Below are 20,772 nucleotides of genomic sequence, written 5' to 3'. Positions count from 1 at the left end.
TTTAGACAAAAATTTTTCTAATTAAACGTGCATATTTTTACAACTTAGCTTGTTGGGAAGTGTCGCTGCCACTCGCCGGGTGATTTTTTTGCTCTTACAGACTGGACCATCACCAAGGTGCTCGCACGAACCCACATCTCTCTCGAAATGCTTCATATTTAAAGAGCCAAGGGCGTATGTTGGCTCCAGAACAAAGGAACAAGCAAGGACTCTTCGTTTGTTCTGGGGAGACTATAAGGTATCCACTAACAGATTGCAAGTTAGCTAAGATCGCTTAGCAAACATACTGACTGAGTACAACTCACGTTGAACCGACTAAGCTCATTGGCCGCACTAACTAGAGTTGTACCGGTCGAAAGTAAATCATCAACAAGTATAACCTCAATTTCTTGCAAAACAGTAACATCGAACTGTGGATTCATCTTGAGGGGACAAAAATATTCCCTAACACGATTAGGGACATGTTTCATGGAAAAGATACTATTAACTGGCGCTTTAGTTAACTCAGCAATAACCTTATGAACATCTGATTTATGAGATTGCTTTATCATTGGTTTAGCAAGCTCAAAATCTGACAACATCTCGCCAGCCGTACGTTTTGAAAACGCATTTTTGATCAACTCACATCCAAGACCTCTGGCTACTTTCCGTGCGAATTGAAATACCAGCGGAGAAGATGAAGGCATCACGAGAACCACCCTTGGTCCCTGCGTTACTTTCGCTACTGTATTAGTGAGAATTGCATAAAAGGACGGCCTAAAACGGTATAAATCCGCATTTGTAATAGTATATCGATGTAACCCCTTAAGGGCATAGATGAGCGGGTTTCCATCGCGTTCGTAATCACCGGTTTTTGTTCGGCGATAAATACTAAAAACAGTAACCTTTGGATTTTTCCCTATCCGCTTGATTTTTGGATTCTTATCGATACTAGTTACGACTCTATGATCGTGCTCAGCATTAAATGTCACAATTCTATTGTGACTGACATCGACACCCAAGCTCCCACCATATACATAAATATTTTAATATTAAATTCTATCAGAGAACTCTTGTTTTATAAAAACATGAGAACCGTTATGTGAGCTATCAATCAAACTTCTAAACTGCATTACATTATGCAATTTAGCGAGAAATCAGCCCAGCCACTGGCTGAGCCACTTGATGCCGAATGCCCCCGGCGCCAGAATGCCGAACGCCCAGATCATCGCCGACGTGACGTTGGCCAACTGGAAATAACGCTGCGGCATCCCGCAAATGCCGCCCACCAGCGGCACCACGGCGCGCAGCGGGCCGAAGAAGCGGCCGATGAAGATGCCTAGCACGCCCCAGCGTTCAAAGAACGCGTGGCCGCGCGCCAGCAGTTGTGGATTGCGCGACAGCGGCCACATATGCGCCACGCGGTCCTGATAGTGATAGCCGATCCAGTAAGAGAGCCAGTCGCCGAAAAACGCCCCGACGGCGGCAGCGGCCCAAATCGGCCAAAAGGCGATGCCGCTTTCGCCGATCAGCGCGCCCAGCGCCAGCAGGATCACCGTGGCCGGCAGCAGCAGAGACAAAAACGCCAGCGACTCGCCGAACGCCAGGAAGAAGATGATGGGAATGGCCCAGCCTTCGTGCTGACGCACGACGTCGCTGACCCAGTTGATAACGTCATTGAGGCTCAATGCGGGGCTCCTGATACGCGATAATTCGCCGCCTAGGATAGGCCGGGGCGAGTTAAACCCCGGCTAAACGCGCGGCGATTTACTCGAGGTAGAACGCCTGCAGCGCTTCGCGCTGGGCCGCGCCCAGGCCGTATTCCGCTTCCAGCCAACGGTCGGTGGAACCGTATTGCTGACGGATGCAGCCCAACGCCGTCATCAGGAACTCCTCGCGCGCGCTGAGCACGTAGGCGAATTGCTCCAGCGCCGCCGCATTCAGCTTGATAGACAACTGATCCAGCATCTGCTCGCGGAAAGTGGCCAGCGTGGTTTCGGTCAGCAGATAGTCTTCCAGCACCGTCGCTTCGTCGGCGCCCAGCGCGAACAGCACCAGCGCCGAACCGACCCCGGTGCGATCCTTGCCGACCGCGCAGTGTTGCACGATGGCGCCACTGCCAGGATTACTCAACAGCTGTGCCAACCGCTGATAGGCCGCATTGCCGAACGGCAGGCGGCGATACAGCTCCAGCATGAACGCGCGGGCGTCGAAAGCGGCCAACGTTTCGTTGGTGAGCTTCTCCAGGTTGGCGTTGACTTCGCTGCTCAGCGGGTTGGCCGGCACGTGGTGATAGTCGGCGCCATTCCACAGAATATCCGGCTTGGCCTGCACCTCGTCGGCATCGCGGTAGTCCAGCACCGAGCGCACCGGCACGCCGGCGAGAAAGGTGCAGTCGTTTTCCGTCAGCCGCTCGAGGGAACCGGAGCGGAACAGCAGGCCGCGCTTGATGCGGCGCCCGTCGGCCACGCCGTTGCCGCCGAAGTCGCGAAAATTGATGCCGCCGTCGAGCGGCGCGAGCGAAGGATGAAGCAGGATCTGGGCGGTCATAAACGTCCTCGTTGTTTTTGTTATGACAACGCGCGGCAGCCATCGGCGCAGCGCTGAGGAGTATCACCGTAACAGATTCGCCGCGAATGGAAAAACGGGCCGCGTCGGCGGCCCATTGAGGGAATGGCGATTACAGCAGACGGCGGGCAGCGTCCACCACGATCTGCACCGCTTTGCTTTCGGTGTTTTTCATGGTCTCGGCGTTCGGGATCTCTTGCTGGGTGCGGTTCACGATCACCCCGGCCACCATGCCAGCACGCAGGCCCTGGCTGGCGCACATGGTCAGCAGCGTTGCGGATTCCATTTCATAGTTCATCACGCCCATCGCTTGCCATTCTTCCATCGAGCCTTTGAAACGGCTGACTACGCGGCCGGAGTAGGTATCGTAACGTTCCTGGCCCGGATAGAAGGTATCGGAAGAGGCGGTCACGCCAATGTGCGTGGTGGCGCCGCTGGCCTTGGCCGCTTCCACCAGCGCGGTGGTGCAGGCGAAGTCCGCGACCGCCGGGAACTCCATCGGCGCAAAGTGCAGGCTGGCGCCGTCGAGGCGTACCGCCGCCGTGGTGACCAGCACGTCGCCGACGTTGATGTTCGCCTGAATGGCGCCGGTGGTGCCGATGCGCAGGAAGGTGCGAATGCCCAGCTGCGCCAACTCTTCCACCGCGATAGAAGTAGAGGGGCCGCCGATACCGGTAGAGCAGACGATCACCGCCTTGCCGTCCAGCTCCGCGCGCCAGGTAGTGAATTCACGATGGGAGGCCAGATGCACCGGATTTTCCATCAGCTTGGCAATCTTCTCTACGCGCTGCGGATCGCCCGGCACGATGGCAAGCTGGGCCCCTTGTAAATCGTTCTTGGTGAGGCCGAGATGAAAAACGTCAGACTGAGACATACGAGACTCCTCATGGATCATGTTTATTGGGAGGAACAAAAAAGCACTCTACTGAAAATCGCCGCTTCATTTCGTGACGACAGTCACTATGAAAAGAGAAACAAATTACATGCTACATATTTTTTGTGATTTTTATCACAAAAAAAGCACTGTGACGCTCCCTGAAGGCACCGCTCTACCTCAGTCTAGCCGACAAATCTTGCCGCCCTCTGCCCGTTGATTGCCGGCTGAAACTATTTAGCTGATCAATTCAAAATACCCTCATCTTATCGGCTGCTTAGGGACAAAAAAGCCCTTTAACGCACCTTATGGCACTTACGCAGGCCAAAACGCGTAATAACATGATAAAAAGCGTTTAAAAATGCCGCAAAGCCAGATAATTAGCCGTTTTTTATCGACTTGTCCGAAAGTGCGCCACGCAGCGCCAATAATGGGTAATCTTTCCTATAGTTAATCTCAGCGCTTTTTTCTATTGCACGGAGACCGCAATGAAAACCGAACATGTGATGACATTAGAACAGGCTCAGGGGGGATTCGCCCCGGCCGCCGCGCCGTTGGCCGCCTCCGCGATTATCACCGACGAACAGGGCATTCACGCCGGGCAAACGACCATCCCTTCTCAGGGCGACGCCCTGCCGGCCTACGTCGCCAAACCCGCCGACCAGAGCGGCCCCTTCCCCATCGTCCTCGTGGTGCAGGAAATCTTCGGCGTCCATGAACATATTCAGGATCTGTGCCGCCGCCTGGCCAAGCAGGGCTATCTGGCGATCGCGCCCGAGCTCTATTTCCGCCAGGGCGACGCCAACGACTACACCGATATCGGCGAGCTGTTCCAGCAGCTGGTCACCAAGGTGCCGGATCGTCAGGTGCTGTCGGATCTGGATCACGCCGCGCACTGGGCTATCCGCCACGGCGGCGACGCCGGCAAGCTGGCGATCACCGGTTTCTGCTGGGGTGGCCGCATCACCTGGCTGTACGCGGCGCACAACCCGCAGTTGAAGGCGGCGGTCGCCTGGTACGGCAAACTGGTTGGCGAGAAAACGCTGAATTCACCGAAGCAACCGGTCGACGTCGCCACCCACCTGTCGGCGCCGGTGCTGGGGCTGTATGGCGGGCAGGATAGCGGCATCCCGCTGGAGACGGTGGAAACCATGCGTCAGGCGATCCGCGCCGCCAACGCCGAGGCCGAAATCGTGGTGTACCCCGAGGTCGGGCATGCGTTCAACGCCGACTATCGCCCCAGCTACAACGCCGAAGCGGCGCAAGACGGCTGGCAGCGCATGCTGGCGTGGTTCGCCCAGCACGGCGTCAAATAATTTCCTTCACATAAAAAAGGGCGCCGAAGCGCCCAATCATCACACCAGTAAATCTATAAGCGGCGGTTCATCCGCCGCACGGCATCACGCGTGCTCGCGCAGGCGCTGTGCCGCCAATACCATGTTGGCCAGCGACTGCCGGGTTTCTGGCCAGCCGCGGGTTTTCAGGCCGCAATCCGGGTTAACCCACAGGCGTTCCGCCGGGATGTTCTGCGCCGCTTTACGCAGCAGCGCTTCAATCCATTCCACGCTCGGCACGTTCGGCGAGTGGATATCGTAGACGCCCGGCCCGATTTCGTTCGGGTATTCGAACTCCTTGAAGGCTTCCAGCAGATCCATATCGGAACGCGAGGTCTCGATGGTGATCACGTCGGCGTCCAGCGCGGCGATGGAGTCCATGATGTCGTTGAACTCGCAGTAACACATGTGGGTGTGGATCTGGGTGTCGTCCCGCGCCACGGCGGCGTTCAGTTTGAAGGCGTCCACCGCCCACTTCAGGTAAGCGGCCCAGTCGGATTGACGCAGCGGCAGCCCTTCGCGCAGGGCGGGTTCGTCGATCTGGATGATGCCGATGCCGGCTTTTTCCAAATCCTCTACTTCGTCGCGCAGCGCCAGCGCAATCTGCTTGGCAATCACTTCGCGGGTCACGTCTTCACGCGGGAACGACCAGCACAGGATGGTCACCGGCCCGGTCAACATGCCTTTCACCGGCTTGTCGGTCAGCGACTGGGCGAATTTGGCCCATTCGACGGTGATGGCTTCCGGGCGGCTGACGTCACCGATGATGACCGGCGGCTTCACGCAGCGGGAGCCGTAGCTCTGCACCCAACCGTTTTGGGTAAACACGAAGCCGTCGAGGTTCTCGCCGAAATACTCCACCATGTCGTTGCGCTCGGCTTCACCGTGCACCAGCACGTCCAGCCCGAGGCGCTCCTGCTCGACGATCGCCTGTTTGATGTGCTCACCGATGCTGGTGCGGTAGTTGTTGCCGTCCAAACGGCCCTGTTTGAAGTCCAGACGCAGGCCGCGGATCTCGGTGGTCTGCGGGAACGAACCGATGGTGGTGGTCGGCCAGGCCGGCAGGTTGAAACGCTCGCGCTGCGCCCTGGCACGTTCGGCGTAAGCGCTATGGCGTTCGCTGTCCTGCGCGGTGATCGCGGCCAGGCGGCGCTCAACCTGTGGGTTATGCACGCGGCTCGACTGACGGCGGGCGCGAATCGGCGCACTGTAGGCGTCCAGTTCGGCCTGCTTGGCCCCGTCAGGCGCGTTCAGCGCCGCAGTCAGCAGTGCCAGCTCGGCGCATTTTTGCAGCGCGAAGGCGAACCAGCTTTTCACTTCTTCGTCCAGACGGCTTTCCACGCTCAGGTCGATCGGGCTGTGCAGCAGTGAACAGGAGGTGCCGATCCACAGCGGGCGGGTGCCCACCAGCGGCTGCAGACGTTCGAACCAGCGGCTCAGATCGGCGCGCCAGACGTTGCGGCCGTTGATCACCCCCAGCGACAGCAGCCAGTCGTTCGGCAATGCGGCACTCAGCGCGGCAATATCGTCATGGCCGGCGACCAGATCGACGTGCAGCCCCTGCACCGGCAGCGTGCGAATGGTGTCGAGGTTGTGGCCGACGCTGTCGAAATACGTGGTCAGCAGCAGCTTCACCTGCCCCTGCAGCGCGTCGTAAGCCGGTTTGAACGCATCCAGCCAGGCTTGCGGCAGCTCCAGCACCAGCGCAGGTTCATCAATTTGCACCCACTCGACACCGCGTTTCGCCAGCTCGGCCAGCACCTGTTGGTAAACCGGCAGGATATCTTTCAGCAGCGACAGACGGTCGAACGGCTCGCCCTTCACCTTACCCAGCCACAGATAGGTCAGCGGGCCCAGCAGCACCGGCTTGATGCGATGGCCGAGCGCCAGCGCTTCGTCCACTTCGTCCAGCAGCTGAGTCCAGCCCAGCTTGAACTGCTGGCCTTGCTGGAATTCGGGCACCATGTAGTGGTAGTTGGTGTTAAACCATTTGGTCATTTCCGCCGCGGCCGCCGGCTCGCCGGTCGGTGCTCGGCCACGGCCGATGCGAAACAGCGTGTCCAGATCGATCGAGCCATCCGCATTCTGATGGCGCGCCGGCACGTTGCCCAGCAGCAGGCTGGTAGTCAACACATGATCGTACCAGGCGAAATCGCCGACCGGCACCAAATCCACCCCGGCCTGCTGTTGCTGTTGCCAATGACGAGCGCGCAGCTCGCGGCCAACCGCCAACAGCTCTTCCTGCGTTGAGTTGCCGGCCCAGTAGCTTTCCTGAGCTTTTTTCAACTCACGTCGTAGCCCAACGCGAGGAAAACCCAGTGTGTGATTCAAAATTGCCATCGTCATATTCCCCATTTAGCCGTCCAGATGTTTACACATCCATAATCAGCAGGTACTGTATTAACCACAAGCGCAATTTATTCACTGTCAATGTGAAGGACTCTCATGATCGAACTGAAACATTTACGGACGCTGCAGGCACTGCGCAACAGCGGTTCGCTGGCGGGGGCGGCGGCCCAACTTCATCAGACGCAGTCTGCCCTGTCGCACCAGTTCAGCGATCTTGAGCAACGTCTGGGCTTCAAGCTGTTCGTACGCAAGAGCCAGCCCCTGCGCTTCACCGCCCAGGGCGAGATCCTGCTGCAGTTGGCGGAGCAGGTACTGCCGCAGATCCAACAGGCGCTGCAGGCCTGCCACGAGCCGCACCAGACCACGCTGCGCATCGCCATCGAATGCCACAGCTGCATTCAGTGGCTGACGCCGGCGCTGGACAACTTCCGTCAGCGTTTCCCGCAGGTGGTGATGGATTTCACTTCCGGCGTCACTTTCGATCCGCAGCCGGCCTTGCAACAGGGCGAACTGGATCTGGTGATGACGTCGGATATTCTGCCGCGCAGCGGCCTACACTACTCGCCGATGTTCGATTTCGAAGTGCGCCTGGTGCTGGCGCCGGATCATCCGCTGGCCGGTAAGCCGCACATCGAGCCGGAAGACTTGAGTGACGAAACGCTGTTGATTTACCCGGTGCAGCGCCAACGGCTGGATATCTGGCGGCATTTTCTGCAGCCGGCGGGCGTCAGCCCAGCGTTGAAGAACGTCGATAACACGCTGCTGCTGATCCAGATGGTATCGGCGCGGATGGGGATTGCGGCGCTGCCGCACTGGGTGGTGGAGAGTTTCGAACGGCAGGGGCTGGTGGTGACCAAAACTCTGGGTGACGGCCTGTGGAGCCGCCTGTACGCCGCCGTGCGCGATGGCGAACAGCGCCAGGCGGTGACCGAAGCCTTTATCCGCTCGGCCCGCCAGCACGCCTGCGATCATCTGCCGTTTGTGCGCGACGCGGCACGCCCCGGCACGACCGGCGCCAAAGCGTTGGCGGCCGGCGTATAAACGTTCGGGCGCCCCAGGCCGGGGTGCCCCGCCCGCTTAGCCGAGCTGTTTCGGCGCCACCCAGCGGCGGTGCACCCACAGCGAAGCGACTATCACCGCCCCCCCGATGATAAAGCTCGGCCAATGCGGCTGCTGCTGCCAGATGGCCAGGTTGACCAACAAACCGGCCGGCACATGCATATTGTTCATGATGCCGAGCGTGCCGGCATCGACCTGCGTCGCGCCATAGTTCCACATGAAGTAGCCCAGCCCCGACGCCACCACGCCCAGCCAGATCAACACGCCCCACTGCAGATTGGTGGTCGGCAGCTGCTGCGGATTGCCCCACAGGAACCAGGCCACCACTGCCACCACCGCCGCCCCCAGGTAGAACCAGGAAAAGGCGGTGTGCTGCGGCAAGGGGTGCACTTCCATCAGGCGCTTATAGCCGACCATACCGATGGCGAAGCTGATATTCGCCGCCTGCACCAACAGCAGCCCCCACCAGAAGTGTTCGCTCAACTGGTGATAGCGGATAATCGCCGCGCCCAGCACCGCCAGCAACGCGCTGAAGACGTAGCCCCAACGCAGGCGCCGGCCGCTCAGCAAGTCGTAGATCAGCGTGATATACAGCGGCGTCAGCACGGTGAACAGCAGGAATTCCGGCACCGTCAGGTACAGATAGGCGCGGAAGCTGAACAGGTACATGATGCCCAGCTGGAAGGCGCCCACCAGCATATACAGCAGGATCACCTTGAGTTTGATGTTGCGCCAACGCAGAAACGGCAGAAACACCAGCGCCGCCAGCCCGATGCGCACCAGCGCCGAGAACCCGCTGTCGACATGGCCCGCCAGGTACTCGCCAATCAGGCTGAAAGAAAATGCCCACAGGATGGTGGTTATAACCAAAAGCAGCACGATGGGTTCACCCTAAAAAGACCGAAAGGGCGATTGTAACGGAAGATGGGCGCATAAGGGGATGAAAGGCGGTTTACATCCGAACAAAAGATAAACTACCGGCAAAATTTCACCACTGGGTTAGGCTTAATAAAAAGGCGAGGTAACCATCATGAAAACTTCTCATATCCTGTTCGTCCTGCTGTGGCTGCCCGGCCTGGCTGCGGCGGCCAACGGCGTGACCGATCTGCGTTCACAGCAGCAGTTACTCAACCAAAACAGCCAGCAGACCCAGCAACAGCGCCTGTTGAACAATCGGCAAATGGACCAACGCCGCCTGCAGCAACAGCGGCAGCTCGACAATCAGCGGCAACAGCTGATGCAAACCACGCCGAACGGCGGACAACTGCTGCCTAACGGCAATCAGCCGCGCGATCCGTTCAATCGCACCGCGCCGGCGGTGCCGCAGGCGCCGATGCCGGCTACGCCCGCACGCCCATCACGGTGAGGATCAGCGGCGTGGTGATCGCCGCCAGCACGGTGGACATCACCAGGCTGGTGGCGGCCGGGCCGGTGAGCGTATTGAACTGGCGCGACATCAGGTAGACGTTCACCCCCACCGCCATCGACCCCAGCAGCACCACAACCCGGGTTTCCATCGGTGGCAAATCCATCATCCAGGCCAGCAGCCAAATCACTAGCGGTTGCACCAGCAGTTTCAGCACGCAGATGACGCTGCTCAGCTGCCAGCCTTCGCTGATGCGGTACTCGGCAAGCCCCATGCCCAGCACCACCAGCGACAGCGGCGCCGCCACCTGGCCGAGCATGCTGACCGGCCGATCGACGAAGGCCGGCAGCGGCAGGCCGGTCAGGCTGAACAAGGTGCCGGACAGGATACCGACGATCAGCGGATTGGTCAGCACGCTACGCGCGGTTTTAGCGAAACCGCTCAGCGTCGGCGAACCGTTGCGCGCCCATTCGATCGACACCGTCACCAGCGTCCACAGGATCAGGCCGTTGAACACCAGCACCAGCGCCACCGACGGGATCGCCGCCTCCCCCAGCATCACGCTGGCGATAGGCAAGCCGAGCATCACGTTATTGGAGAAAATACCGCCCAGCGCAAACACCGATCCGGCGACGCCATCCAGCCGGAAGAGATGCCGGGCGACGAGACGGCCAAGCACAAACACGATCAGGCAACTGCCGAAGAACGCGATCAGCAGCCGGGCATCGACCGTCGGGCGCTGCGAGAAGTCGCACATCATGCGAAACAGCATGGCGGGCAAGGCGAGAGAAAACACGAAGCGCGTCAGGCCATCGGTGATGCCGGCAGGCCATTTCCCCCAGCGAATCAGCCCATAACCCAACGCAATCAGAACAAACAGCGGTAAAGACAGCACGATCTGGTGCCACAGTGACAGGATAAAGCCAGGCATCGCATTCCTTCCGGTGGTGCGGCGGCAAGGCTTGTCGTCGCGGGGTTCATCGGCGCCGGATTAAAAATCCGGGCCGATCAAATCTATCCGGTCGGTGCAAATGCAGTCAACGCCCCAGTCGAGCAGCAGGCGCGCGCGATCCGGTTGGTTGACGGTATACACCAGAATGCGCAGCCCGGCGTCTTTCAACGCTTTCACCCGCTCGGCAGTCAGCGCTTTGTGGTCAATATGCAGCGAGACGCAGTCCAGGCGTTCGGTCAGCTCGCGCCAGTTGTCGTCCCAGGCCTCCAGCAGCAGGCCGCGCGGCAAGTCCGGCACGGTGCGTTGCGCCGCCGCCAGCGCTTCTACCGAGAAGGAGGAAAGCAGCGGATCGGTCTGCCCTTGCCACAGCAACCGCGCCGCCAGCGCCACCACCCGGCCGGTTTCATCGTCGCTGCCGGTGGTCGGCTTGATCTCGATATTGGCCATCAGGCCGCGTTCCTGGCAGCGTTCCGCCACTTCCGACAGCAGCGGCAACCGCTCGCCCTTGAAGGCCGAGCTGTACCAGTTGCCGGCGTCCAGCTGCACCAGTTTGTCCCACGGCAGCTCGCCCGCCACGCCCCAACCGTTGCTGGTGCGATCCAGGGTGTCGTCGTGCAGCAGGAAAATTTGCCCGTCCTGCGCCAGCTTGGCATCGAACTCGATCATCTTGTGGCCGTGGCGCGCGCCGACGTCGATCGCCGCCAGGGTGTTTTCCGGCGCCAGAGAACCGCCGCCGCGGTGGGCAACGATATGAGGGTAAGGCCAGGGTCTAGTCATCAATCCATCCGTAATCCGCTATGGGTGTCAAAGAAGTGCAGCGCCTGAGCAGGCAGCTGCAAATATAGCGTACTGCCCGCCGCCGGCAAGGTTTCATGCGACAGCCGCGCGATCACCCCGTGGCCGCCCCACTGGCCGTGCGCCAGATTGTCGGCCCCCAGCAGTTCCAGCGTCTGCAGCTGCAGCGGCACGCCCTGGCCTTGCGCCACCAGTTGAATATGCTCCGGCCGAATGCCCAGCGTCAACGGCCGCCCCGCCCACTGCGGTTTGGCCGCCGGCAACGGCAGCGCCATGCCGTCCGCCAGCAGCAGCTGGCCGCCGTCGGCGCTGAGGGTGCCGGGCAGCAGGTTCATCGCCGGTGATCCGATAAAGCCGGCGACAAACAGCGAAGCCGGCCGTTGGTACACTTCGCTCGGGGTGCCGATCTGCTCCGCCACGCCCTTGTTCATTACGATCACCCGCTGCGCCAGCGTCATCGCCTCCACCTGATCGTGGGTCACGTACAGGCTGGTGGTTTTCAGACGGCGGTGCAGCTGTTGCAGCTCCAGGCGCATCTGCACCCGCAGCTTGGCGTCCAGGTTGGACAGCGGCTCATCGAACAGGAATACCGCCGGTTCGCGCACGATGGCGCGCCCCATCGCCACGCGCTGGCGCTGGCCGCCGGAAAGCTCGCGCGGTTTGCGTTTGAGCAGCGGCTCCAGCTCCAGGATGCGCGCCGCCTCCTCCACACGCTGGCGGATATGATCCTTGCCGAAACCGCGGATCTTGAGGCCATAGGCCATGTTGTCGTACACGCTCATGTGCGGATAGAGCGCGTAGTTCTGGAACACCATCGCGATGCCGCGATCCTTGGGCTCCAGATCGGTCACGCGCCGGGTATCGATATAGATATCGCCGCTGGTGGTGCGTTCCAGCCCGGCCACCATACGCAGCAGCGTGGATTTGCCGCAGCCGGACGGGCCGACCATCACGATGAATTCGCCGTCCGCCACATCGAGGTCGATCTGTTTGATCACCGGCGTTTTACCGTCGTAAGACTTGGTGACCGCCTGTAGTTTTAATCCTGCCATCGTCGTTATTTCTCGCTATCAACCAGACCGCGCACAAACCAGCGCTGCATCAGAAGCACCACCGCCAGCGGTGGCAATAAAGTCAGAATCATCGCCGCCATCACCTGGTTCCACTGGGTCGGCGCGCCGGAAGTGGAGATCATGCTCTTGATGCCCGCCACCGCGGTGCCCATCGAGGCGTCGCTGGTGATCAGGATCGGCCACAGGTATTGGTTCCAGCCGTAGATAAAGGTGATGACGAACAGCGCCGCCAGATTGGTTTTCGACAGCGGCAGCACGATGTCCCAGAAGAAACGCATCGGCCCGGCGCCGTCGATGCGCGCCGCCTCCAGCAGCTCATCCGGCAGCGTCATGAAGAACTGACGCAGCAGGAAAGTGGCGGTGGCCGAGGCCATCAGCGGCAGCGTCAGGCCGGTGTAGCTGTCCAGCAGGTTGAGGTTGGAAATCACCTCCACCGTCGGGAAAATACGCACCTCCACCGGCAGCATCAGGGTGAGGAAAATCAGCCAGAAGAACAGGCTGCGCAGCGGAAAGCGGAAGTACACGATGGCGTAAGCCGACAGGACCGACACCGCGATTTTGCCGAAGGTGATCGCCAGCGCCATGATCACGCTGTTCAGCAGCAGCAGCGAGAACGGCACCTTGAGGTTGCCCACGCCGCCCTGCCAGATATTGCGGATGTTCTCCCACAGGTGGCCGCCGGGCACCAGCGTCATCGGCACCTGGAACACCTGCTTGTCGTCCAGCGTGGCGGCGACAAAGGCCACGTACAGCGGGAACAGCACCACCAGCACGCCGATAATCAGCATCACATGGCTGAAGATATCCAGCCCGCGTCGATTCTCAATCATTGATAGCGCACCTTACGTTCAACAAAGCGGAACTGGATCACCGTCAGGCCGATCACCAGCAGCATCAGGATCACCGACTGCGCGGCAGAGCTGGAGAGATCCAATCCGGCGAAGCCTTCGCGGTAGATCTTGTAGATCAACGTGGTGGTGGACTGCACCGGCCCGCCGCCGGTGGCGGCGTCGATCACCGGGAAGGTATCGAAGAAGGCGTACACCAGATTGACCACCAGCAGGAAGAAGCTCACCGGCGCGATCAGCGGCAGCACCAGATGGAAGAAACGCCGCACCGGGCCGGCGCCGTCGATGGCCGCCGCCTCCACCAGCGAGCGCGGGATCGACTGCAGCGCCGCGAGGAAAAACAGGAAGTTATAGCTTATCTGCTGCCATACCGAGGCCAGCACCACCAGGAACATCGCCTGGCCGCTGTTTTGCGCATGGTTCCAGTTATAGCCCAGCCCGTTGAGGAAATGGGTGATCAACCCCAGGCCGGGGTTGAACAGAAAGATCCACAGCACCGCCGCCACCGCCGGCGCTACCGCATAGGGCAGGATCATCAGCGTGCGGTAGAGGCGGCTGCCGCGCAGTACGTAGTCCACCAGCGCGGCGAAGAACAGCGACACCGCCAGCCCGATGCCCGCCACCAGGAAGCTGAAGATCAGCGTGGTGTAGAACGAGTCAAGGTAGTAAGGATCCTGGAACAGCTGTTTAAAATTATCCAGCCCGACAAACTGGCTGGACAGGCCGAACGGATCGAGGCTCTGCACCGAATACCACAGCGCCTCGCCGGCGGGCCATAAAAAGAAGACGGCGGTAATCAGCAGCTGTGGCAGCACCAACGCATAGGGCAACCAGCTGCAGCCGAAACCGGGACGGGAAGATGACATAGCAGTTAAACCATTGATCGGGGAAGGAAGAATCGGCGTGAAGACGCGAGCCCGGTCTGCCGGGCTCGCGACGCAGGGTTACTTGGTCGATGCTTCGAAGCGGCGCAGCAGCACGTCACCGCGCTGCACGGCGGCGTCCAACGCCTGCTGAGGCGTTTTCTTGCCGGTCCACACGCCTTCCAGCTCTTCATCCACCACGCTGCGGATCTGCGGCATGTTGCCCAGGCGCAGGCCCTTGGTGAACGGCAACGGCGGCTTGTTCAGCATCTGGCGAGTAGCGACGTCGGCCCCCGGGTTTTTGTCGTAGAAACCCTGCTGCTTGGTCAGATCGTAAGCCGCGGTGGTGATCGGCAGATAGCCGGTCTTCTGGTGCCATTCGGCGGCGATTTCCGGCTGCGCCAGGTACTGCAGGAACTCGGCCACGCCCTTGTAGGTGGCGGCATCTTTGCCATTCATCACCCACAGGCTGGCCCCGCCGATGATGGCGTTCTGCGGCGCGTTTTTCGCGTCGGCGTCGTACGGCATCATGCCGACGCCGTAGTTAAATTTGGCGTAGTGCTTGATGTCCGCTAGCGAACCGGATGACGCGGTGGTGATGGCGCAGTCGCCGTTATAAAACTTCTCGGTGGATTCGTCTTTGCGGCCGAAGTAGGTGAAATCGCCCTTCTTGTTCATCGCCTCCAGCAGTTCGATATGCTTGACCTGCAGCGGCTGGTTGAACTCCAGCTTGGCGTTGGTGCCGCCGAAACCGTTGTTTTCGCTGGCGAACGGCACGCCGTGCCAGGCGCTGAAGTTCTCCAGTTGGATCCAGCCCTGCCAGCCGCTGGCGTAGCCGCACTTCATGCCGGCCTCACGCAGCTTGGCGGTATCCGCCGCCAGCTCCTGCCAGGTTTTCGGCGGCTGGTCCGGGTTCAGGCCGGCCTTCTTGAAGGCATCTTTGTTGTAGTACAGCACCGGCGTGGAGCTGTTGAACGGCTGCGACAGCAGATGGCCGCTCTTGTTGTCGGTGTAATAGCCGGCTACCGTCGGCACGAACACCGACTCGTCGAAGTTGATGCCGGCCTCTTTAAACACTTCGTAGACCGGTTTGATGGCCTTGCTGGCCATCATGGTGGCGGTGCCCACCTCGTACACCTGCAGGATCGCCGGCGCCTTGCCGGAGCGGTAAGCGGCGATGCCCGCCGCCAGGCTCTGTTCGTAGTTGCCTTTATAAACCGGCACAATCTTGACGTCGCTGTGCGATTGGTTGAAGCGATCCGCCAGGGAATCCACTTCCTTACCCAGTTCGCCTTCCATCGAATGCCAGAACGGGATCTCGGTCGCCGCCAGCGCCTGAGTGCTGACCGCCAAGGTCAACGCGACGCACAGCGTGGTTTTGCGAATAGCGTAGGTGAGCATGCCTAACTCCTGAAAAAGCGGGTGTAAAAGCGCGTGAGCGAAAAGAATCAATTCTTGATGAGGGAGTGCCCCCTATAGCTTTCGAGTTGCAGCCAGGCGGCAACCTGCTGGCACCCTGGAGCTTAGCTAACTAAGTGACAGGGGGGCAGCCGGGCAGCCAACAACGCTGCGGCTCGAAAGATGACGGGGGATAACATGCCATGCGCGGATGACAGAAAAATAACCGTTATATGACAGCCACATGACGGCAAGGTGAAGTGAAGATGGCGGTTTGATGTCGGCGGCGGGCATGGGCTCCGCCGCCGCGAGGATTACAGCGAACGGCGCAGGCGCGCCACCGCTTCCTGCATCTGCTGTTCGGTGGCGGTGGCGAACGACAGGCGGAAGGTCGAACGATCCGGGTTGTCGGAGAAGAAGTATTCCCCTGGCACGAACACCACACCCTGCTGCAAGGTCGTGTTCAGCCATTCGGTGGCGTTGAACGGCTGGCGGAAACGCGCCCACAGGAACATGCCGCCCTTCGGCTTATCGAAGGTGATGTAGTCGCCCAACTCCTGCTCCACCAAACCGGCCAGGATCTCGCCCTTTTGCTTGTAGGCGGCGCGGATCTTGTCGATCTGCGCCGGCAGGCGATCCAGGCCAAGGTAGCATTCGACGATGCTCTGCGACAGCGCGCTGGCGTGCAGATCCGCCGCCTGCTTGATGATCGCCACTTTATGCAGCAGGAACGGCGGCAGGATCGCCCAGCCCAACCGCAGTCCCGGCGCCAGGATCTTGGAGAAGGTCGAGGTATAGATGATGTGGTCGGTGTTGCCCAGCACCTGCTGCGACACCTGATGCAGCGTCGGGTGGCGCTCTTCGGTGAAACGCAGCTCGCCGTAAGGATCGTCTTCGATGATCAGGAAGTTATGTTCGGCGGCCAGCTTCACCAGCAGTTCGCGGCGCGCGGCGCTCAGGGTGATGCCGCTGGGGTTGCCGAAGTTCGGCACCACGTACACGCCCTTGATGCGTTGGGTTTTCAGCAGCTCGGCCAGCTCTTCCACCACCATGCCGTCGCTGTCGGACGAGACCGACATGATGTGGGCCTCCGCCAGTTCCAGCGTTTGCAGCGCCGCCAGGTAGGTCGGGCGCTCCACCACGAACACGTCGCCGGGATTGACGATGGCGCGCATCACCAAATCCAGGGCCTGCTGCGAGCCGGCGGTGACCATCACCTCTTCCGCGCCAGCGGTGACGCCGCGCTCGGCGCACAGCGCGCAAATGCGCTCACGCAGCAGTGGGCTGCCTTCGGTCAGGCCATACTGGAACGCGCTTTTCGGCTGTTCGGTGATCGCCTGCTGAGTGGCAATGCTCAATCCTTCGAAATCGAACAGCGCATCAGAGGGGATGCCGCCCGCCAGCGAAATGACGTGTTCCATCTTGCTGTGCTTAAGCAATTCACGGATGGCCGAACTTTTTACGTTAACGATGCGCTGCGCGAGTAACCCTTCTGTCTTCATTTCTTCTTCTCGTACCTGATTATTTTAATTCGTAGGGGGGCGGATTAACCGCCCAGATACGCCGACCTCACTGCTTCGTTGGCTAACAATGCAGCCCCCGTATCTTCCAACACCACGCGGCCGTTTTCCAGCACATAACCGCGGTCCGCCAATTTCAGCGCCTGATTGGCGTTTTGCTCCACCAGGAAGATGGTCATGCCCTCTTCCCGCAGCTGCTGAATGATGTCGAAGATCTGCTGGATGATGATGGGCGCCAGCCCGAGCGAGGGCTCGTCGAGCAGCAGCAGCTTCGGCTGGCTCATCAGCGCGCGGCCGATGGCCAACATCTGCTGTTCGCCGCCGGACATGGTGCCGGCGCGCTGGCTTCGGCGCTCCAGCAGGCGCGGGAACAGAGTGAACACCCGTTCGATACGCTGTTGATACTGCTGGCGATCGGCAAAGAAGCCGCCCATCGCCAGGTTTTCTTCTACCGTCATGCGCGAGAAGACGCGCCGCCCTTCCGGCACGATCGCCACCGCTTCGCGCATGATGCGCGAGGTTTGCCACTGGGTGATGTCCTGGTCCTGAAAGACGATGCTGCCTTCGCTGGCGCGGGGCTCGCCGCACAGGGTGCCGAGCAGCGTGGTTTTACCGGCGCCGTTGGCGCCGATTAACGTCACGATTTCACCCTGCTTGATCGTTAAACTGACCTGATGCAGCGCCTGAATTTTGCCGTAATGGGCGGATACCTGATTGAATGACAACATATTATTCTTCGCCCAAATAAGCCCGGATCACGTCCGGGTTGTTGCGGATCTCCGCCGGTGTGCCCTGCGCCAGCGGCGTGCCCTGATTCACCACGTAAATGCGGTCGGAGATGCCCATCACCAGCTTCATGTCGTGCTCGATCAGCAGCACCGATACCTTATGCCGATCGCGCAGCTCGGCGATCAGGTGGTCCAGCTCGTCGGTCTCTTTCGGGTTGAGGCCGGCAGCCGGTTCATCCAGCATCAGCAGCTCCGGCCGGGTCACCATGCAGCGGGCGATCTCCAGCCGCCGCTGCTGCCCATAGGCCAGGTTGCCCGCCGAACGGTTGGCCATCTCCAGCAGGCCGACGCGCTCCAGCCACTCCGCTGCTCGCGCCAGCGCCTCGGCTTCGGCGCGGCGGAAAGCCGGGGTTTTCAACAGCCCGGCGAACACGCCGCTTTTCAGGTGCTGATGCTGCGCCACCAGCAGGTTCTCAATCACCGTCATTTCACGGAACAGCCGCACGTGCTGGAAGGTGCGCACCACGCCCATGCGGGCGATGGCCTGCCCCGCCAACCCTTCCAGGTGGCGATCGCGCAATTTGATGGTGCCGCCGGTCGGGCGGTAAAAACCGGTCAGGCAGTTGAACACCGTGGTCTTACCGGCGCCGTTGGGGCCGATCAGCGACACGATTTCGCCCTCGTTCAGCGTCAACGCCACGTTGTTGACCGCCAGCAGCCCGCCAAAGCGCATCGACAGGCCTTCCACCTGCAGTAAAGGTTGAACGCTCATGCCTGCTCCCCCTTGCCCGCGTGAATGTCCGCCGCCTGCAGCTTCAGCTGCGGCCGTTTCATCGGCAACAGTCCCTGCGGCCGCCAAATCATCATCAACACCATCAGCGCACCCAGCAGCAACATGCTGTATTCATTCAGGTCGCGCATCAGCTCGCGCGACACCACCAGCAGGATCGCCGCCAGAATGACCGCGAACTGCGAGCCCATGCCCCCCAGTACGACGATCGCCAACACGAAGGCCGACTCGACGAAGGTGAAGGATTCCGGGCTGACGAACCCCTGGCGCGCAGCGAACAGCGTACCGGCAAACCCGGCGAAAGCGGCGCTGATGGTAAAGGCGGTCAGCTTGATGCGCGTCGGGCTGAGGCCCAGCGAGCGACAGGCGATCTCGTCTTCGCGCAGCGCTTCCCACGCGCGCCCCAGCGGCATGCGCAGCAGGCGGTTGATGACGAACAACGTCAGCACCACCAACAGCAGCGCCACCAGGTACAGGAACACGATGCGATCGCTCGGATCGTATTTCAGGCCGAAGAAGTTATGGAAGGTATCCCAGCCGCCGTCGCGCAAGCTGCGGTTAAACTCCAGGCCGAAGAAGGTCGGTTTCGGGATCTGGCTGATGCCGTTCGGCCCGCCGGTGATCTCGGTATTGTTCAGCAGCAGGATACGCACGATCTCACCGAAGCCGAGCGTCACGATCGCCAGATAATCGCCGCGCAGCCGCAGCACCGGGAAACCAAGCAGGAAGCCGAAGGCGGCGGTGACGATGCCCGCCAGCGGCAGGCTCTCCCAGAAGCCGAGGCCGTAGTAGTGATTCAGTAGCGCGTAGGTGTAGGCGCCGATGGCGTAGAAACCGCCGTAGCCGAGCACCAGCAGACCGGACAAACCCACCACCACGTTGAGGCCGAGGCCCAGCATCACGTAGATCAGCGTCAGGGTGGCGATATCCACCGTGCCGCGCGACACCAGGAACGGCCAGGCGACCGCCGCGACGATGAGCAGAGCCGCCAGCAGCTTTTGCCGCGGCGTAGTGCCGTCGAAGCTCGGCAACACGAACGCCGGGCCGGAGACTTTTTTCAATCCCTGCTGCAGCAGTGGGCGCAACAGCTGGAAGAAAAAGACGATGACGCAGCCGATGCCGATCCACATCCAGCGCACTTCCGCCGCGCCGTGCACCACCAGCTTGGTGCCATCCAGGCTGAGCTGCATGCCCATCAGGAACGACGCCATCACGAACAGCACCGCCGTGGCGATGAGCGCATTGAGCAGATTGAGTTTCATACTTTCTCAACCTCCGGACGCCCGAGGATGCCGGTCGGCATGATCAGCAGCACCACGATCAGCAACGCGAACGACACCACGTCTTTGTATTCGGTGCTCAGGTAGGCGGAGGTCAGCGCTTCCGCCACGCCCAGCACCAGGCCACCGATCATCGCGCCGGGAATGCTGCCGATGCCGCCCAGAACCGCCGCGGTGAAGGCTTTCATGCCGGCCATAAACCCGATGTAAGGGTTGATGACGCCGTAGAACTGGCCGAGCAACACTCCGGCCACCGCCGCCATCACTGCCCCGATGACGAAGGTCAGCGAGATCACCCGGTCAGTGTTGATGCCCAGCAGGCTGGCCATCTTCAGGTCTTCCGCACAGGCGCGGCAGGCGCGCCCCATGCGCGAATAGCGGATAAACAGCGTCAGCGCCAGCATCGCCAGGAAGGTTACAAGCCAGATGGTCAGCTGCATGGTGCTGATGGTGGCGGCGAAGCCGTTGCTTTCCCCCAGCACCCACTGGCCGGTCACCAGGCTGGGCAGCGCCAGATCGCGTGAGCCCTGCGTCAGGCTGACGTAGTTTTGCAGGAATATCGACATGCCGATGGCCGAGATCAGCGCAATCAGGCGCTTGGAGTTGCGCACCGGCTTGTAGGCCACCCGCTCGATGCTCCAGCCGTAGGCGCTGGCGATGACGATCGAGACCAGGAACGCGGCGCCGATCAGCAACCAGCCGACGTCGATGCCGAGCATCATCAGGGCGGCGATCACGATAAAGGAGACATAGCTGCCGATCATATACACCTCGCCATGGGCGAAGTTGATCATGCCGATGATGCCGTAAACCATGGTGTAACCGATGGCGATCAATGCATAGGTACTGCCCAACGTTAAGCCGTTGAACATCTGCTGCAGAAAATAGAGGAGTTGCTCTGACATACTCTGAACCCTTGGCTGCGAAACCCGCCGGCGGAGAACCGACGGGTAAAGGGAGACGGGGCCGGCAAGCCGACCCGCCGGGCGCAGCGAG

General features: G+C 60.7%; 20 protein-coding genes. 3 read left to right on the top strand and 17 right to left on the bottom strand.

The annotated features are described in order from the left end of the window. Nucleotides 1-260 precede the first annotated feature (260 nt). The 4 genes from QDT79_RS05450 to udp all read right to left on the bottom strand — a co-directional run bounded on the left by QDT79_RS05450 (nucleotide 261) and on the right by udp (nucleotide 3,421). Nucleotides 261-1,001: a phosphoribosyltransferase gene (locus QDT79_RS05450; RefSeq protein WP_126192493.1), complete on the bottom strand. Its 741-nt coding sequence runs from the start codon at nucleotides 999-1,001 to the stop codon at nucleotides 261-263. A gap of 135 nt (nucleotides 1,002-1,136) precedes the next feature. Next, entirely contained in the window at nucleotides 1,137-1,667 is a 531-nt protein-coding gene (locus tag QDT79_RS05445) for a DedA family protein (RefSeq protein ID WP_019455291.1), read from the bottom strand. Between the two features lie 79 nt (nucleotides 1,668-1,746). Then, entirely contained in the window at nucleotides 1,747-2,529 is a 783-nt protein-coding gene (locus tag QDT79_RS05440; protein WP_308316269.1) for a tyrosine-protein phosphatase, read from the bottom strand. 130 nt (nucleotides 2,530-2,659) lie between these two features. Continuing rightward, nucleotides 2,660-3,421 carry a uridine phosphorylase gene (udp, locus tag QDT79_RS05435; protein ID WP_004934432.1) on the bottom strand — a complete coding sequence of 254 codons (762 nt, stop codon included), beginning with the start codon at nucleotides 3,419-3,421 and terminating at the stop codon, nucleotides 2,660-2,662. 488 nt (nucleotides 3,422-3,909) lie between these two features. Here udp and QDT79_RS05430 point away from each other — a divergent pair, with 488 nt between their 5' ends. Then, the gene (locus QDT79_RS05430) at nucleotides 3,910-4,737 is read left to right on the top strand and encodes a dienelactone hydrolase family protein (RefSeq protein WP_038874174.1); all 828 of its coding nucleotides are present in this window, start codon (nucleotides 3,910-3,912) and stop codon (nucleotides 4,735-4,737) included. 84 nt (nucleotides 4,738-4,821) lie between these two features. Here the strand turns inward: QDT79_RS05430 and metE are convergent, their stop codons facing one another. Further along, the gene (gene metE / locus QDT79_RS05425; RefSeq protein WP_165384366.1) at nucleotides 4,822-7,110 is read right to left on the bottom strand and encodes a 5-methyltetrahydropteroyltriglutamate--homocysteine S-methyltransferase; all 2,289 of its coding nucleotides are present in this window, start codon (nucleotides 7,108-7,110) and stop codon (nucleotides 4,822-4,824) included. A 90-nt stretch (nucleotides 7,111-7,200) separates the two neighbouring features. Here metE and metR point away from each other — a divergent pair, with 90 nt between their 5' ends. Continuing rightward, nucleotides 7,201-8,145 (top strand): HTH-type transcriptional regulator MetR, encoded by a 945-nt coding sequence (gene metR / locus QDT79_RS05420; RefSeq protein WP_063989046.1) that lies wholly within the window; start codon nucleotides 7,201-7,203, stop codon nucleotides 8,143-8,145. A gap of 36 nt (nucleotides 8,146-8,181) precedes the next feature. On the opposite strand, the gene QDT79_RS05415 is transcribed toward metR, so the two are convergent. Continuing rightward, nucleotides 8,182-9,042: a carboxylate/amino acid/amine transporter gene (locus QDT79_RS05415; protein ID WP_025304913.1), complete on the bottom strand. Its 861-nt coding sequence runs from the start codon at nucleotides 9,040-9,042 to the stop codon at nucleotides 8,182-8,184. A 151-nt stretch (nucleotides 9,043-9,193) separates the two neighbouring features. Between QDT79_RS05415 and QDT79_RS05410 the strand changes: the two genes are divergently transcribed. Then, entirely contained in the window at nucleotides 9,194-9,529 is a 336-nt protein-coding gene (locus QDT79_RS05410; RefSeq protein ID WP_308316268.1) for a hypothetical protein, read from the top strand. On the opposite strand, the gene QDT79_RS05405 is transcribed toward QDT79_RS05410, so the two are convergent. The 11 genes from QDT79_RS05405 to livH all read right to left on the bottom strand — a co-directional run bounded on the left by QDT79_RS05405 (nucleotide 9,504) and on the right by livH (nucleotide 20,681). Continuing rightward, nucleotides 9,504-10,460 (bottom strand): AEC family transporter, encoded by a 957-nt coding sequence (locus tag QDT79_RS05405; protein ID WP_308316267.1) that lies wholly within the window; start codon nucleotides 10,458-10,460, stop codon nucleotides 9,504-9,506. The genes QDT79_RS05410 and QDT79_RS05405 overlap by 26 nt on opposite strands. A 60-nt stretch (nucleotides 10,461-10,520) precedes the next feature. Further along, complete coding sequence (gene ugpQ, locus QDT79_RS05400) at nucleotides 10,521-11,258, bottom strand: glycerophosphodiester phosphodiesterase (RefSeq protein ID WP_063989049.1); 738 nt, start codon at nucleotides 11,256-11,258, stop codon at nucleotides 10,521-10,523. Next, complete coding sequence (locus tag QDT79_RS05395) at nucleotides 11,258-12,328, bottom strand: sn-glycerol-3-phosphate import ATP-binding protein UgpC (RefSeq protein WP_079450405.1); 1,071 nt, start codon at nucleotides 12,326-12,328, stop codon at nucleotides 11,258-11,260. The genes ugpQ and QDT79_RS05395 overlap by 1 nt, the downstream gene beginning before the upstream one ends. A 5-nt stretch (nucleotides 12,329-12,333) precedes the next feature. After that, a complete protein-coding gene (gene ugpE / locus QDT79_RS05390) occupies nucleotides 12,334-13,179 on the bottom strand; it encodes a sn-glycerol-3-phosphate ABC transporter permease UgpE (protein ID WP_019455301.1) in 846 nt (281 codons plus the stop codon). Further along, complete coding sequence (gene ugpA, locus QDT79_RS05385; RefSeq protein ID WP_015376293.1) at nucleotides 13,176-14,063, bottom strand: sn-glycerol-3-phosphate ABC transporter permease UgpA; 888 nt, start codon at nucleotides 14,061-14,063, stop codon at nucleotides 13,176-13,178. Before ugpA ends, ugpE begins: the two co-directional genes overlap by 4 nt. Before the next feature lie 78 nt (nucleotides 14,064-14,141). Further along, the gene (gene ugpB / locus QDT79_RS05380) at nucleotides 14,142-15,461 is read right to left on the bottom strand and encodes a sn-glycerol-3-phosphate ABC transporter substrate-binding protein UgpB (RefSeq protein WP_107227484.1); all 1,320 of its coding nucleotides are present in this window, start codon (nucleotides 15,459-15,461) and stop codon (nucleotides 14,142-14,144) included. Nucleotides 15,462-15,772: 311 nt separating this feature from the next. Further along, nucleotides 15,773-16,960 carry an aminotransferase-like domain-containing protein gene (locus QDT79_RS05375; protein WP_149559677.1) on the bottom strand — a complete coding sequence of 396 codons (1,188 nt, stop codon included), beginning with the start codon at nucleotides 16,958-16,960 and terminating at the stop codon, nucleotides 15,773-15,775. A gap of 44 nt (nucleotides 16,961-17,004) precedes the next feature. After that, nucleotides 17,005-17,706: a high-affinity branched-chain amino acid ABC transporter ATP-binding protein LivF gene (gene livF / locus QDT79_RS05370; RefSeq protein ID WP_063989053.1), complete on the bottom strand. Its 702-nt coding sequence runs from the start codon at nucleotides 17,704-17,706 to the stop codon at nucleotides 17,005-17,007. 1 nt (nucleotide 17,707) lies between these two features. After that, nucleotides 17,708-18,478 carry a high-affinity branched-chain amino acid ABC transporter ATP-binding protein LivG gene (livG, locus tag QDT79_RS05365; protein WP_063989054.1) on the bottom strand — a complete coding sequence of 257 codons (771 nt, stop codon included), beginning with the start codon at nucleotides 18,476-18,478 and terminating at the stop codon, nucleotides 17,708-17,710. After that, nucleotides 18,475-19,758, bottom strand: coding sequence for a high-affinity branched-chain amino acid ABC transporter permease LivM (locus QDT79_RS05360; protein WP_025304903.1), 1,284 nt, complete (start codon nucleotides 19,756-19,758; stop codon nucleotides 18,475-18,477). Before QDT79_RS05360 ends, livG begins: the two co-directional genes overlap by 4 nt. Next, entirely contained in the window at nucleotides 19,755-20,681 is a 927-nt protein-coding gene (gene livH / locus QDT79_RS05355) for a high-affinity branched-chain amino acid ABC transporter permease LivH (RefSeq protein WP_015376290.1), read from the bottom strand. Before livH ends, QDT79_RS05360 begins: the two co-directional genes overlap by 4 nt. Nucleotides 20,682-20,772 lie beyond the last annotated feature (91 nt).

It is taken from the genome of Serratia marcescens (assembly GCF_029846115.1).
Taxonomy (GTDB): domain Bacteria; phylum Pseudomonadota; class Gammaproteobacteria; order Enterobacterales; family Enterobacteriaceae; genus Serratia; species Serratia marcescens_L.
This window is presented reverse-complemented; position numbering and strand designations above follow the sequence as displayed.

Bases quoted from the DNA above. Each gene is read 5' to 3' on its own strand.
- metR (WP_063989046.1), top strand. From the start codon at position 7,201: ATGATCGAACTGAAACATTTACGGACGCTGCAGGCACTGCGCAACAGC.
- livG (WP_063989054.1), bottom strand. From the start codon at position 18,478: ATGAGCGTTCAACCTTTACTGCAGGTGGAAGGCCTGTCGATGCGCTTT.
- livH (WP_015376290.1), bottom strand. From the start codon at position 20,681: ATGTCAGAGCAACTCCTCTATTTTCTGCAGCAGATGTTCAACGGCTTA.
- ugpE (WP_019455301.1), bottom strand. From the start codon at position 13,179: ATGATTGAGAATCGACGCGGGCTGGATATCTTCAGCCATGTGATGCTG.
- ugpB (WP_107227484.1), bottom strand. From the start codon at position 15,461: ATGCTCACCTACGCTATTCGCAAAACCACGCTGTGCGTCGCGTTGACC.
- QDT79_RS05405 (WP_308316267.1), bottom strand. From the start codon at position 10,460: ATGCCTGGCTTTATCCTGTCACTGTGGCACCAGATCGTGCTGTCTTTA.
- QDT79_RS05360 (WP_025304903.1), bottom strand. From the start codon at position 19,758: ATGAAACTCAATCTGCTCAATGCGCTCATCGCCACGGCGGTGCTGTTC.
- metE (WP_165384366.1), bottom strand. From the start codon at position 7,110: ATGGGGAATATGACGATGGCAATTTTGAATCACACACTGGGTTTTCCT.
- livF (WP_063989053.1), bottom strand. From the start codon at position 17,706: ATGTTGTCATTCAATCAGGTATCCGCCCATTACGGCAAAATTCAGGCG.
- ugpA (WP_015376293.1), bottom strand. From the start codon at position 14,063: ATGTCATCTTCCCGTCCCGGTTTCGGCTGCAGCTGGTTGCCCTATGCG.
- ugpQ (WP_063989049.1), bottom strand. From the start codon at position 11,258: ATGACTAGACCCTGGCCTTACCCTCATATCGTTGCCCACCGCGGCGGC.
- QDT79_RS05375 (WP_149559677.1), bottom strand. From the start codon at position 16,960: ATGAAGACAGAAGGGTTACTCGCGCAGCGCATCGTTAACGTAAAAAGT.
- QDT79_RS05410 (WP_308316268.1), top strand. From the start codon at position 9,194: ATGAAAACTTCTCATATCCTGTTCGTCCTGCTGTGGCTGCCCGGCCTG.
- QDT79_RS05430 (WP_038874174.1), top strand. From the start codon at position 3,910: ATGAAAACCGAACATGTGATGACATTAGAACAGGCTCAGGGGGGATTC.
- udp (WP_004934432.1), bottom strand. From the start codon at position 3,421: ATGTCTCAGTCTGACGTTTTTCATCTCGGCCTCACCAAGAACGATTTA.
- QDT79_RS05440 (WP_308316269.1), bottom strand. From the start codon at position 2,529: ATGACCGCCCAGATCCTGCTTCATCCTTCGCTCGCGCCGCTCGACGGC.
- QDT79_RS05395 (WP_079450405.1), bottom strand. From the start codon at position 12,328: ATGGCAGGATTAAAACTACAGGCGGTCACCAAGTCTTACGACGGTAAA.